This window comes from Caldisphaera sp. (genome assembly GCF_023256325.1).
Classification (GTDB): domain Archaea; phylum Thermoproteota; class Thermoprotei_A; order Sulfolobales; family Acidilobaceae; genus Caldisphaera.
This window is the reverse complement of sequence record NZ_JAGDXI010000050.1, coordinates 1-12861: the sequence shown is the minus strand read 5'-3', so window position 1 is coordinate 12861 and position 12861 is coordinate 1. Positions and strand designations below refer to the sequence as shown.

The following is a 12861-nucleotide window of genomic DNA, read 5'->3' as shown; positions in this document are numbered from 1 at the left end:
GCCCGTCCCCTTTGGCCAGGCTCGGGCACCCCCGCGCATTTAATTAATATGCAATCATCTCATATATAATTTATAATTGATCTTTGTTTTAAAATAGCAATTTGCTATAATGCATAAAAAGCAAAAAATATTATACTGCAAAAAACAATGAAATAAAATAGCCCCTATGACAGACGCTCGCTATTTCTGAGATAAGTGCATGATGATCAACGGGTCTGTGAGGGGCGGTTTAGATATTTATTTTGGATTGGTCTCATGCAATCAGATTAAAAGGTTTTGTTTTTAATCTTTAATTAAATTAATTTAGATAGGATGTGGACCCGTAGCCTAGCCAGGATTAGGGCGTCGGCCTGCGGAGCCGAAGGTCGGGGGTTCAAATCCCCCCGGGTCCGTGAAATCATTTTATAAAATAAATTTAAAATTTATGTGCCTTTTGGTGTACATGTAGAATGGGTTTGAAATATTTGTTAACCGGGGAGTTAACAATAACAAATTATTTATATGTTTTGCTTCATGAATTTCATATTTTTGTTAATAAATAGGCATAAGGTTTATTAATATGAAGTTTTCATGCATTTATAAATAACTCCATTTATATTAAATTAAAGGGATGATAGTATGCAATCAAATACTAAAGCAGTTCCAGGAAAGGGAATTGTTATAGCCTCTATAATAGTAGCTATCTTATTTGCATTGATTATTTTATATGCAGGTTATGTAATTAATACATTGCCTTCAAGCTATTTCACAAACTTAACTAAAGCTTATAGTAGTTTTTCAGCAATAAATTTAACAGAAACTGGTTTGAAAGGTCTTCTATCAAACGTTTTATATGGCTATGGTATAGTATTTTTAATTCTCGGATTACTTGGAATTCCCTTTGTATATATGCCGTTATCCCATAATTTACCTGAGAAGGCCTCAGGTCCAGCTTTAGCTATAGGTATAATAGAAATAATCGTTGGCCTAATAACAATAGTGTTTATAATACCTGGAATATTAATGATAGTTGCATGGTACCAAATAAGGAAATTTAATCGTGAAATGGCTTTGCAATCAGCTATACACCAATAGTTCAAATTTTTATATTAAGTATCTTATATAAAAAAGGTATTAAATCGTGAGTAAGCAAAGAAGAAGACAAGGAGATAAAAATGAGTAAGTCAAATATTTGTAGTTTATGTGCAAACTGGAGGCCACACGTTCAATATCCTTTCATAGGACTTTGTATTAAATTTGGAAAGTTAACTGTAGACGATGATTCTTGCGAATTCTTTGAAGGTGTAAAGTTAAAAAACAACGAGTTTTATTGGGTTCCTGAGATTAAAACCAGAGTTTTTGGTGAAGAAGCAAAAATACTTAACCATAAGGGATACAAGGTTTACATAGGTGCTTATGTAGATCCTGATGTTAGAGAGGAAATATATGGAGCATTTTAGTTCCTATAAACTATATTTTTACATCATATGGTAGGAATTTGAAATGCAGGAAATAGTAGAAAAAGGATTAATTAATAAAAAATATAGAAAAAGTATGATAAAGGTAGCGTTATTTTATCCCTCAATTTATAGTGTTGCTATGTCATCTCTAATATTTCATAAAATATATTTTCTGATTAGTGAAATTGAAGATATTTATTTGGAAAGATTTTTTATGCCACATCTATATGGAAAACCAGTGCCGTTAAGAAGCTTTGAAAATGGAATGCCTTTGAAAAATTTTGATTATATTATAATACCTGTTCATTACGAATTAGATTATGTCAACATAATAAAGGCTTTAATAGGTAGTAATATAGAGATTATTTCAAGTAAAAGAAATAAGCCTAAAATTATAATTGGAGGACCTACTATAACTGCAAACCCAGAACCTATAGCTGATATCGCCGATATAGAGATTATTGGGGATCTAGAAGCTGTATGGAGTAAATTGGTTGACATATTTTATAACGAAAAAATAGAGCCAGATCGTGGCTTATATGTTCCCAGTTTGGGAAAACATGAAGTAGAGGTTGCATATTCAAATAATTTTGATTCTTCAACTAAAAGAATTCTAACTAAAGAGACCATATTTACATTAGGAGTTGAAGTAATGAGAGGATGTCCTTTTAATTGTGCCTTTTGTATGGAAAGCTACATTTCAAAGCCAACGAGATTCAGAAAGGAAGAAGAAATTATAAACGAAATTGAAGAATTAAATAAAAAATATAATGAGAAAGTATCTCTTATAGGTCTCACAATAAATTCTCATCCTAAATTCAAGTATATCCTAAGGGAGGCTAAAAATAAGAATTTAAAAATATCATTGCCTTCACTAAGAGCTGAATTACTTGATGATGAAACAATAGGATTATTATCAGATTTGGGCCAACTAACTTTGACTATAGCGCCAGAAAATTCTGAAAGAGTTAGATATGCATTAGGAAAAGAAATTTCTGATGAAGAAATAATAAATGCAGCTAAAATTGCTGCAAAATATAACCTGAATCTAAAATTGTATTTTATAACATCGATTCCAGGAGAAAAAGAGGAAGATTTGAAAAGTATTGTTAATTTAACAAAACTTATAAAAATGGTTGGAATTAAAAAAATTCATTTGAGCGTTAATCCTTTAATAATAAAGCCAAGAACTCCCCTTCAATGGTTACCTATGGAGAATGAAGATAAAATGGATGAAAAGATTAATTATATAAAGAAAAATTCTTATTATGAGGACTTCACTACCTATGATCCATATCTAGCAATAATTCAAGGTTCTATAGCATTATCTGATAGAGATGTACTAAAGTACTTAATTGAGGTTTCAGTAAATGGAAACAATAAAGTAAATTGGAGAAATATAATGAAGAAAGGATTATCTAGCATAGCTTTAAAGGAAAGAAACGAGCCATTTCCATGGGACCATATTAAAGGATTTATTGATAATAGATTCTTAAGGGAAAGGTTTTTAATGTTTCGTAAAAGAATTGGTTTACTTTAATAGATGCTCTTGGTTTATTAAAAAAATAAAAAGGAAGATTTTAAATAATCTGGTTGTGTCTAATAGCTAGGAGGAGAAAATCATGTCAGAAAATTCGCATTTGCAATCCAACACGTTCAAAGTAATAGGAGATTATTTGAATTCGAGCGTATTGGTAAAAATGAAAGGAAATAGAGAGGTTAAAGGTATATTGACTAGCTATGATCAGCATTTAAATCTTATATTAGACAAGGCAGAAGAGCTTGAAGGAAAGAATTCAAGGCCATTGGGATTAGTGCTTTTAAGAGGAGATAATGTAATAGCAGTTAGTCCTGCAGGGTGATTTTTATGACAAAGGGAACTCCTTCAATGGGATTACATAATAAAGGAAAAACTCATATTGTATGTAGAAGATGTGGTAGAAGATCTTTTAATGTAGCAAAAGGTTATTGTGCCGCATGTGGATTCGGTAAGAGCAAAAGAATGAGAAAATATAGCTGGCAAAATAAAAAGGTTAACAGAATAAGAATTGTCTAGGTGTAAGTTTTGGAAGCTAGATGGGATAAGAATAGAGAAAAATTAAAGGCTATACTTGAAAAGAATAATTTGGACGTACTAATTTTAACAGGTAAAGAAAATATCACATATGCAACTGGCATTAGAGATCCAACAGAAGTATTGATAATCTCAAATAAATGCCAAGATTATTTGCTTACTTCAACACTTGACTACTTTAGGATGCTTAATAGAGCGCCAAAAGATATTTCATTAAAAGCCTTTTACAGGCCAGGGGAAAAAGGTACAGAGCCTCCAATATCAAAATCAGATTTAATAGAAGGTGGTTTGTTAGAAGCTATAAAGGGCATTTCTACACAATGTGGAAATAAAATATCATCCGATTTATTATGGTCAAATTATACTGTAGGAAAGTATTTAAGCGATGAAATTAAGGTTCAGGACGTTAGCAATGATATAATTAAGTTAAGAGAAATTAAAGATGACTGGGAAGTAGAGCATATAATTGCTTCTATAGATGCATCAGAAAAAGCTCTAAGACAAGCTCTTGATATTTTAGACAATAATCCAACTGAAAATGATGTTGAAGCAGCTTTCTATTCATCGCTAATGAGCCAAGGTGCATGGGCAGAAGCTTTTCCAACTATAGTTGGTTTTTATGAAAATACTGCGCTTCCTCATTACAATCCGGGAAATGTAAGATTACAGAAACCAGGGCCTGTATTAATTGATTTCGGAGCTAATATGAATGGATATTTGAGTGACATGACGAGATCTTTGTGGTATGGCGAAGGTGGAAAAGATTATAAAAAATTAATTGAGATAGTTGCTGATGCTCAATCTAATGCTATAGATATAATAAAACCTGGAGTTGAAGCATGGGAGCCTGATAAAGCTGCAAGACTGGTATTTGATAAAGAGAATATAACAAGGTATTTCAATCACGGTCTTGGTCATGGTGTTGGAGTGGAAATTCATGAAGCACCATATTTGAGGCCAAATTCAAAAGATGTATTGGAACCGGGCATGATAGTTACAGTTGAACCTGGAATATATTATCCAGGTTTATACGGAGTCAGAATCGAAGATATGGTCTATATAACTAAGAATAAAGCAAGGTTAATTACTAAGTTTTCTAGAATCTTATTCTAAGTCTGCTATTAAATTTTCTGATAAAAATTAAATAAGTATAGTTTATTTAAAATAAAATACTTATTAGAAATTTTATTGGATTTAGCTTTTAAAGTTAAGAATGTATTTATAAATAGGGATTCAAATGAATAGAATTAAGTTAGTTATGCATATAAGTTATGATAATCAAGAATCATTAAAGAATTTGTTTTCAAGCATATATAGTGTTTTAGATACAGCAAAGCAATCACAAATAGATGTTGAGGTTGTTATTACTGATAGAGGTGTTATTAATTTTTTAAAAGGAAATGTAGATAAATATACATATGAAACTGTAATGGAACTTATCGGATCTGGTGTTAAATTTAATGTATGCAATATATCGTTAAGATCCCTTGGTATATCGTTTAATGATTTAATAAGTGGTCTAAACAATGTTGAATCAGGCATTCTAAAAATAATAGAATTGGTAAATAATGGTTATGTTTATATAAAACCATGATTTCTAATTTTTTCCCACCAATATTAAAATCATCTACAGACAATACACAATCTACACTTTATTAATTTTATGTTGCAAATATTTTTATAGTAATATATTCACAATAATAAATGAGGCGACAAGTATGGCAATTAGTAAAGATCCCTATGTAGAGGCTAAGAAGCAACTTAGAAGTGCGGTCGATATCTTAGGTTATTCTGAAGAAATATATGAGATGCTTGCAACTCCAGAAAGAATAGTTCAAGTTAAGATACCAGTTAAAATGGATAATGGGAGCTTAAAGATATTTACTGGTTGGAGGGTGCAGCACAATAGTGCATTAGGTCCCTATAAGGGAGGAGTTAGATATCATCCAGAAACAAATCTAAGCGAAGTAATGGCATTGGCAATGTGGATGACTTGGAAGAATTCATTAGCTGATATACCATATGGCGGTGCTAAAGGCGGAATTCAAGTCGATCCCTTCCAATTGAGTCCTAGAGAGCTTGAAACTCTATCAAGGAAATATTTCGCTGGTATAAGCAAGTTTGTAGGAGTTGATAGAGATGTTCCAGCACCTGATGTAAATACTAATCCCCAAACGATGGCCTGGTTCATTGATGAGTATTCAAGTAGGTATGATGCGCAGATTTATGGGGTTGTAACTGGTAAACCTTTAGAATTGGGTGGTTTACAAACTAGAATCTTTTCAACAGGTCTTGGTGTTGCAACGGTCGCTAGAGAAGCGGCAAAAAAGGTTTTTGGTTCAATAGAAGGGAGGACTGTGGCAATTCAAGGTTTTGGTAATGTAGGATTCTATACTGCTAAGTTTTTAAATGAAATGGGAGCTAAAGTAGTTGCAATATCAGATGTTAAAGGAGGTATCTATAGCAGTAAGGGTTTTGATGCAGATGAAATTAAAGCTGTATTAGATAAAAAGAAGAGTATGTTCGTAGTGGATTATCCAAATTATGAAAAGAAAATAAGTAACCAAGAATTATTAGAGCTTAATGTTGATATATTAGTACCTGCAGCAATAGAAAATGTAATAACAGAAGAAAATGCTCCAAGAGTTAAAGCTAAGCTAATTGTTGAAGGTGCTAATGGACCAACATCACCTGAAGCTGAAGAATATTTAACAAAGAAAGGAATTGTAATAGTTCCTGATACGCTTGCTAATAGTGGAGGAGTTATAATGAGTCATATAGAATGGGTAAATAACAGAATGGGGGGATGGATTACAGAAGATGAAGCAAAGAATAGATTAATACAAAAAATGGAGAATAATTTGAATATGATTTGGAAGTTCTGGGATAGTAAACTAGATCACGAGAAGCACAATTTAAGAATGGCAGCTTACGGAATTGCAGTAGATAAAGTTGTAAGGGCTATGAAGCTAAGAGGTTGGATTTAACTATATTATTTATCAAATCTATTAATTCTTTTTTATTTAATGCACTTATTTTATAATAAGCTTCAAAGTTTAGTTTATTTGCTGATTCATTGATTGCTTTTTCTATATCTTTTATTTCAATTTCATTTAACAAATCTATCTTGTTTATTAGCAAAATAATTTTTTTATTTAATATAATACTTTTGATATCGTTTATTATGTTTATTTGTTTATCCAAATTCATGTACGCCTCTTTAGATGGGTCCATTAAAAATAATATAAGGCCATCAAGATATTTCAATGCACTGATAGCTTTTCTTTCTATTTCATTCATCTCATTTATATTTCTATCTAATAATCCTGGTGTATCAATTACTTGGATAACTTGCCCATTATCTAGAGTAAAATGGCCTATAATAATATCTTTTGTTGTAAAAGGATATGAAGCAATCTTTGTTTTTGCGTTCGTGATTGTTGAAACTATCGTAGATTTTCCTGCATTAGGAGGCCCAGCAACAATTAATGTTTTTCTATATGGGTCTAGTCCAGGAAAAGAAGACATAGTTATAACAAGGTTTCTTAGATATTCTAATGATTTACTACATTTTTTAATAGATGATATCATTCTTCCTCTAGCTTCTCTAGATAAAGATTTCATTTCTTTCGAATTATTTGCAGCCAAGATTTCATTTCTATAATTTATCCAAAATTTTTTTAGTAATGTTCTAGACTTTTTAATACATTTTATTGATTCATAAATCTTTTTTTTATCATAATTTACTTCAATAAGTCCCCAATAAAAATAATGCAAGTTTTTTAACAATTTTTCTAATTTTAATACAGATAAAGTTTTAGAATTTATAACATTATAAACGAGCTCAATAGACATTATTTCTCTTTCGTATTCTTTACCCCCTTTTTTCTGATACCTTGACTTTATTTTTTCTAATATTTCATTGTATAGAGGTATTTGAATTTCTTTAGCAAACCCTGCTGGATCCATAATTGTTTCTTTCAATTTTCTTCCTCATAGATGAGTTTAATTTTACCCTATTAAGTTTAATTTTATTTATTTAAAAGTTTCTTTCTTACTTTGATTTCATATTCATTTATGAGATCCTTGTGTTTACGTATTATATTTTTTAAAGTTATTTTAGATACTTTAAGTTCTTTTGATGTTAACAGAATTGAATTTTCTTTAGAATAGCCATAAGATCTATATAAAGCATAAAGGGCTATTGCATATTTATTTCTTTTTGTTCTAGATTTAAGTACAGGAAAATCATTTAGAATTTGATAAGAAATTTTAAAATCTTTGTTATCATTAATTTTATCAACTTTTTGATCAATAATAGATGATATACTCGATATACCATGATAATTTGTCTTAATAATTTTTCCTCTTTTTATTGCTTTCCTAATTTTATCTTCTAAGATCATGTTATAATCCTCATTATAATATAAAACTTCTTCTCTATTTTTTTGATGCCTTATTTTATTTTTTTCATAAAAATATCGGCTATTATCATCAATTAAAGTTTGGATAACTGCTCCGCAATTTTGGCAAACTAAGTAACCAGTTTCATCGCTCCATGCTAATCTATATGATTTGCAATATGGGCATCTTAACATATTGTCATTCATTTTTACCACAATTTTATTTTATATAAATAGTATTAAGTAAAGTTTTAATTGCACTATATAATTTAAGGGAGAGAGCAAATTATTAGAAAATAGCGAAACAATTAAAAAGTATTACTGGGCAATTCTCTTTAGAATTTTTAAAATACTATAGCATTAGGGGGAAAGAGTTGTCAAAAATAAACATACCTAGAGTAAAAACAAACATATCAAATATTAATGATGCGTTTAACCTCTTTTTACGAGAGTTAGAAGTTTCAGGTGCTTCTCATCTTACTATAAAATCCTATAGAGTAGCAATAAAAAATTTCATAAGTTACATTGGAGAGGATAAAAAAATCAGTGATATTAGCTCCGAGCTATATTTAAATTGGCTTTCTAATTTGAAGAAATTAATGTCAAAGAAAACAGGCAAGAATTATGAAACTACACTTCATTATTATTCTATATTTGTTAGAAGGTTTATTAATTGGTTGGGCATAGATGATGATTTACCTATAATGTCAAATAAGAGGCTTAGTTTCAGCAATGCATTGAGTTGGGAAGAAATAACAAGGCTTGTTTCTTCTATTAGGGATTTAGATGATCTCTTGATAATATCAGTTATGTCAGAAACAGGACTAAGAGTAAGAGAGCTTTTAAATTTAACATGGGATGACATTAATTTTAATACTGGGCAAATAAGAGTTCAAGGCAAATATAATAAAGAAAGAATAGTTTTCATTGGCCCCTTAAGTAGGCAAGCTCTATTGCAGGCATATTCTTTATATAAAGATAAGAGGAAGAATGTTATTGATTTGACATATCAAGCAGTTTACAAAAGATTAAAAAGCTTGGCCATTAGAGCAGGCATTGATCCAAAAAAAGTTAGACCTCATGTATTAAGGCATACCTTTGCAACTGAAGCTTTGAGGAGGGGAATGAGTTTACCTGCTCTACAAAGATTACTGGGGCATAGTGATATTAAAGTTACGCAACTATATTTACATTTAGTAAATGATGACGTTAAGAGGGAATATAATAGATTGTTTGCTCAACAAAATTTCGTGCAAGACTATCAAGGCTTTCCAACACCTTATTATTCCAATAGACCATAAGTTGTTTATTATTAAATTTTTATAAATAAATTATATAATTTTAAAGCTTTTATAATTACTTATTTTCAACTTTTGTATGATTATAGTATAGGATTTAAAACTCTAATTCCCTAATTAGATTATCTATTTTGTTTCTAAGCATTATTAATTTTTCTTTATCTACTTTAATATTTTTCTTATCTTCTTTAATTAAGCTTTCAAAAAAACTTAGAAAATCATTAATTCTTTCAATAATGTAATCAGGATCTGGCGAATAATAAAATGCAGTCAAGGTTACTTTTGCAAATTCTCTGCCTTCGCTCGTCAGTTCATACTTACCTTCCTGGTTTTTAAATACTATGCCCTCATTGATAAGTTCGTTAACTATAGGATAGAGGCTCCCAGGAGAAGGTCTCCAAGCTCCATTAGTAACTAGTTCTATCTCATTCATAAGCTCTACCCCATTAAGGGGTTTTTTATAAAGCAAAGATATTATCATTGGTCTAAGCCATCCTCTATGCCTCCATGCTCTTGCCCATCCAGGTTGATATCTTCTCCTCCATTCCCAGAACGACATATTTTTCACATCTTTTTATTTATCTTCTGGTAATAAATAATTATTTAATTCTTTTAAATTTTACTCATAATTTCTTGGATTCTGTTTTTGAGAGCGTTGGAAAAATCTTCATTATTTATTATAATGCTTATTACTTCGTAAGTAGGACTAGGAAGTCCAATTATAACAGTATTACATCCAACAAATAAATCCATAAATACTGCTTTGCTTTTTACTATTTTAAATCCATGTTTTTCTGATTCTTCAATATATTTTTGTTCAATTTTTGTATCATATGGTATTAGTAATGTAGCTCCGCTTCTTGTTGTTGATATTATTTCATAAAGTAATGGCCACAAATCAACAAGTTTGTCAAGTACTTTATATACCATGAAAAAAGGTTTCTCATCGCATTTTCTGACAATAGCTATAGTATTTCCTATGGTCTCTTTGACACCGTATATTATTTTAACTTCATCAAAAACTTTAGTTTTTGTTATATTAGACAAGGCTTTACCTAAGCTTTCTAATTCTCTAGCTCTAATGTTTGCATCAACAATCATATTTTGAGCTATTGCTTGTAAGGATGATGATGGGTCGACAACCTCATAAAAATTTTCTTCTTTTGCAGTGATTAAACCTTTTTTCTGCAAGTTCTTCAGCACATCATAAACTCTCTGAACTGGTATATTAGAATTTTTAGCTATATCGACTGGTTTTGATTTTCCAAGTTTAATTAGCGTTACATACGCGCTTGTTTCATATTTGTTGAGTTTTAATACTTCTTTAACCTTTTTTACAATCTCTGTTAAATCTTCGTTCATAATAGATCCCAAATAAAATATAATAAATTAAATTAAAAAGCATTAATAACGATTGTTCTAAGCTTAAATTATGGACCCGCAGCTCAGCCAGGATAGAGCGCTGGCCTTCGGAGCCAGAGGTCCCGGGTTCAAATCCCGGCGGGTCCGTGCCAAGTCATACATTCTATATAAAATTTTAAGCTATGCATTACAAATTCATATTAGCCCAGTATATTTTAATTCTTTAATTATTATTGATTGAAACAACAATATTATATTTATAGTATTAAGTGTAGTATTCCTGGAATCTATTTAATATTTAGTTATGATAAAATAAGCGGCAAACCTTGTCTTTTAAAATGGCAATACTTTTAAGATTTATCTTAAAAATAAATTAGATAATGCCAGCAATCAAATTGGATATGCTTTACTGGGAAGTATAGTAAACCTCTACTCCTTACCAATTAAAAAAGGTTAGGTTTTCTCCCTTAGATCAAATTTAAGTATAAGGAGTTGAAATGATTTTACTTTCAAATACCTAAGGAAAGAATAAAAATGGTTTCCATTAAAGAAAATTAATCCTTGAGACTTGAAGAATTAGTCCTTCAGAGCAAGAAATAGGTTATATTTAAAAGCTTTATATATTTTTTATTATGAAATAATTAATGCCATTAAATTAAAATGGCTATAAAGTTTTTAATTTTAATAATATTAATAAATGCAGTGAAGATGGTGAGCTAATTGAAGGAAAGGCCTATATTAGCTATACATACTGGAGCTGGTACATGGAAAAATGTTGATGATATAAATCAAATAGTTGATATAATTAAGGATTCATTAAATGCTGGTTACGAGGCATATAGAAATGGAAACTGCTTAGATATTGTGACGAGTTCTATAGAGGTTATGGAAAACTCTAATCTTCTAAATGCAGGATTAGGTAGTACACTCGATATTGTAGGAAATATAACTATGGATGCAGGGTTAGTGAACGGCAATTCAATGAAATCGGGTGCAGTTGCAGCGGTATCATACCCTAAAAATCCAATAAAGTTAGCTAGGTTTGTTTTGGAAAATACACCTCATTTAATTTTAGCGGGACAATATGCTGATGAGCTTGCAAAAAGAATTAATATGGAAAAACATCCAGGCCCTTCAGAAAGATCAAAAAAGCTATGGAAAAAATTAAAGGAGAAAGCTGAAGATAAATTTATTATTGAAAGAATTAAAGCAGCTAAATTAGTTGGCTATGATACAGTTGGGGCAGTTGCTATAGATAAAGACAATTGCCTTTCTTCTGGAGTTAGCACAGGTGGAGTGAGCTTAAAATTACCAGGAAGAGTAGGAGATAGCCCTATTTTTGGTGCAGGCTTTTATGCTAACAAAAAGATGGCTGTAGCAGCAACTGGAATTGGAGAAGTAATAATAACATCACTTCTTTCTTATAATGTTTCACGAAACTATGAAGCTAATGAAGATTTAATCAATTCAATGAATTTTTCAATTGAAGAAATAAATAAAAAGTTTGGGAAAGATACTGTGGGTATTATAGGGATAGACTATAAAGGTATGGTTTCTGGAATTTTTAATACAGAAGCAATGCCATGGGGATATGTTACAACAGAAGGAAATATTTTTATTAGAGGGCTTCCGTGATGTTAATTTAAAAGGTATTTTAAATTAATTAATACAAAATTTGATCTAAATGTAATAGTTACAAACTTCTAAATCTATCAATAATATTTTAGGATTACAAATAATTTGTTTTTATTAGTTCCAATAATATTAAAATTTATTTTGTTTTGTATAAAAAATAAAAGCCCTCTTTTGAAAATTATATGAAATTTAATATAGCTAAATATTTAATATTTAAGTGGGTAAGAATGAATTATTTGCTGAGAATTGTTTGATTAATAGATTAGTTTAAAGAAAAAATACTATATTTTTTATCATGAACTTTTATAAGTAACTCTTTTTATATAATTTAGTTAGCAAGGTGGGTTAGTATTGAGTAGGAATAATAGATCTGTCTCAAAAGGAGTTATAGTGGGTGTTATTATTGTTGTAATAATAATAGCCGCTGCTGGAATATATGTTGCAACTAGAAAACCCTCTGTAACCACTTCTACAACATCTACTTCTACAACCACAACATCTATTCCACCTGTAACTTCTACAACCACAACCTTTACAACCACTTCCACTTCTACAACAACATCTGTTTCTTCCTTATCTCCAGTTGCAGTCTCATCATATGCAACGGTAGCAGGAACACCAATTAATTTCGTATTATCTTCATTTACTCC

General features: G+C 30.2%; 14 protein-coding genes, 2 tRNA genes and 1 pseudogene. 13 read left to right on the top strand and 4 right to left on the bottom strand.

The genetic code is table 11. From position 1 onward, the window contains the following. The first annotated feature begins 316 nt into the window (after positions 1 to 316). The 9 genes from Q0C16_RS07965 (at position 317) to Q0C16_RS07925 (ending at position 6500) form a co-directional block, all read left to right on the top strand. Positions 317 to 392 (top strand) — tRNA-Arg (locus tag Q0C16_RS07965). Positions 393 to 618: 226 nt separating this feature from the next. Continuing rightward, on the top strand, positions 619 to 1074 hold the full coding sequence (locus Q0C16_RS07960) for a hypothetical protein (protein WP_292321119.1): 456 nt from the start codon (positions 619 to 621) through the stop codon (positions 1072 to 1074). Positions 1075 to 1154: 80 nt separating this feature from the next. Beyond that, positions 1155 to 1439, top strand: a complete 285-nt coding sequence (locus tag Q0C16_RS07955) for a hypothetical protein (protein ID WP_292321118.1) — start codon at positions 1155 to 1157, stop codon at positions 1437 to 1439. Between the two features lie 43 nt (positions 1440 to 1482). After that, positions 1483 to 2979, top strand: a complete 1497-nt coding sequence (locus tag Q0C16_RS07950) for a radical SAM protein (protein WP_292321116.1) — start codon at positions 1483 to 1485, stop codon at positions 2977 to 2979. A gap of 82 nt (positions 2980 to 3061) precedes the next feature. Beyond that, positions 3062 to 3301: an LSm family protein gene (locus Q0C16_RS07945; protein ID WP_292321114.1), complete on the top strand. Its 240-nt coding sequence runs from the start codon at positions 3062 to 3064 to the stop codon at positions 3299 to 3301. A gap of 5 nt (positions 3302 to 3306) precedes the next feature. After that, entirely contained in the window at positions 3307 to 3495 is a 189-nt protein-coding gene (locus tag Q0C16_RS07940) for a 50S ribosomal protein L37e (protein WP_292321113.1), read from the top strand. A gap of 9 nt (positions 3496 to 3504) precedes the next feature. Continuing rightward, a complete protein-coding gene (locus Q0C16_RS07935) occupies positions 3505 to 4626 on the top strand; it encodes a Xaa-Pro peptidase family protein (RefSeq protein WP_292321112.1) in 1122 nt (373 codons plus the stop codon). A 124-nt stretch (positions 4627 to 4750) separates the two neighbouring features. Then, on the top strand, positions 4751 to 5107 hold the full coding sequence (locus Q0C16_RS07930; protein WP_292321110.1) for a DsrE family protein: 357 nt from the start codon (positions 4751 to 4753) through the stop codon (positions 5105 to 5107). A gap of 124 nt (positions 5108 to 5231) precedes the next feature. Further along, positions 5232 to 6500 carry a Glu/Leu/Phe/Val dehydrogenase gene (locus Q0C16_RS07925; RefSeq protein ID WP_292321108.1) on the top strand — a complete coding sequence of 423 codons (1269 nt, stop codon included), beginning with the start codon at positions 5232 to 5234 and terminating at the stop codon, positions 6498 to 6500. Here the strand turns inward: Q0C16_RS07925 and Q0C16_RS07920 are convergent. Together Q0C16_RS07920 and Q0C16_RS07915 are read right to left on the bottom strand one after the other, a co-directional pair. After that, a complete protein-coding gene (locus tag Q0C16_RS07920; RefSeq protein ID WP_292321106.1) occupies positions 6475 to 7497 on the bottom strand; it encodes a GTPase in 1023 nt (340 codons plus the stop codon). The genes Q0C16_RS07925 and Q0C16_RS07920 overlap by 26 nt on opposite strands. A gap of 47 nt (positions 7498 to 7544) precedes the next feature. Beyond that, positions 7545 to 8123 (bottom strand): TFIIB-type zinc ribbon-containing protein, encoded by a 579-nt coding sequence (locus Q0C16_RS07915; protein ID WP_292321104.1) that lies wholly within the window; start codon positions 8121 to 8123, stop codon positions 7545 to 7547. A 167-nt stretch (positions 8124 to 8290) separates the two neighbouring features. On the opposite strand from Q0C16_RS07915, the gene xerA reads away from it, so the two are divergent. Further along, positions 8291 to 9217 carry a site-specific tyrosine recombinase/integron integrase gene (xerA, locus tag Q0C16_RS07910; protein WP_292321102.1) on the top strand — a complete coding sequence of 309 codons (927 nt, stop codon included), beginning with the start codon at positions 8291 to 8293 and terminating at the stop codon, positions 9215 to 9217. A gap of 94 nt (positions 9218 to 9311) precedes the next feature. Here the strand turns inward: xerA and Q0C16_RS07905 are convergent, their stop codons facing one another. Both Q0C16_RS07905 and Q0C16_RS07900 read right to left on the bottom strand, forming a co-directional pair. Further along, positions 9312 to 9773: a PadR family transcriptional regulator gene (locus Q0C16_RS07905; protein WP_292321100.1), complete on the bottom strand. Its 462-nt coding sequence runs from the start codon at positions 9771 to 9773 to the stop codon at positions 9312 to 9314. 53 nt (positions 9774 to 9826) lie between these two features. Continuing rightward, entirely contained in the window at positions 9827 to 10576 is a 750-nt protein-coding gene (locus tag Q0C16_RS07900) for a TrmB family transcriptional regulator (RefSeq protein ID WP_292321098.1), read from the bottom strand. 72 nt (positions 10577 to 10648) lie between these two features. On the opposite strand from Q0C16_RS07900, the gene Q0C16_RS07895 reads away from it, so the two are divergent. From Q0C16_RS07895 to Q0C16_RS07885, 3 genes and pseudogenes are all read left to right on the top strand, one after another. Further along, a tRNA-Arg gene (locus Q0C16_RS07895) sits at positions 10649 to 10723 on the top strand. A 573-nt stretch (positions 10724 to 11296) separates the two neighbouring features. Then, positions 11297 to 12211 (top strand): isoaspartyl peptidase/L-asparaginase, encoded by a 915-nt coding sequence (locus Q0C16_RS07890; protein WP_292321096.1) that lies wholly within the window; start codon positions 11297 to 11299, stop codon positions 12209 to 12211. Positions 12212 to 12562: 351 nt separating this feature from the next. After that, positions 12563 to 12861 (top strand): annotated as a pseudogene (locus Q0C16_RS07885) (ABC transporter substrate-binding protein); the annotation flags it as partial.

Excerpts from the sequence above, each read along its gene's own strand:
- Q0C16_RS07960 (WP_292321119.1), top strand. The coding sequence starts at position 619 with ATGCAATCAAATACTAAAGCAGTTCCAGGAAAGGGAATTGTTATAGCC.
- Q0C16_RS07955 (WP_292321118.1), top strand. The coding sequence starts at position 1,155 with ATGAGTAAGTCAAATATTTGTAGTTTATGTGCAAACTGGAGGCCACAC.
- Q0C16_RS07950 (WP_292321116.1), top strand. The coding sequence starts at position 1,483 with ATGCAGGAAATAGTAGAAAAAGGATTAATTAATAAAAAATATAGAAAA.
- Q0C16_RS07945 (WP_292321114.1), top strand. The coding sequence starts at position 3,062 with ATGTCAGAAAATTCGCATTTGCAATCCAACACGTTCAAAGTAATAGGA.
- Q0C16_RS07940 (WP_292321113.1), top strand. The coding sequence starts at position 3,307 with ATGACAAAGGGAACTCCTTCAATGGGATTACATAATAAAGGAAAAACT.
- Q0C16_RS07930 (WP_292321110.1), top strand. The coding sequence starts at position 4,751 with ATGAATAGAATTAAGTTAGTTATGCATATAAGTTATGATAATCAAGAA.
- Q0C16_RS07925 (WP_292321108.1), top strand. The coding sequence starts at position 5,232 with ATGGCAATTAGTAAAGATCCCTATGTAGAGGCTAAGAAGCAACTTAGA.
- Q0C16_RS07915 (WP_292321104.1), bottom strand. The coding sequence starts at position 8,123 with ATGAATGACAATATGTTAAGATGCCCATATTGCAAATCATATAGATTA.
- Q0C16_RS07905 (WP_292321100.1), bottom strand. The coding sequence starts at position 9,773 with ATGTCGTTCTGGGAATGGAGGAGAAGATATCAACCTGGATGGGCAAGA.
- Q0C16_RS07900 (WP_292321098.1), bottom strand. The coding sequence starts at position 10,576 with ATGAACGAAGATTTAACAGAGATTGTAAAAAAGGTTAAAGAAGTATTA.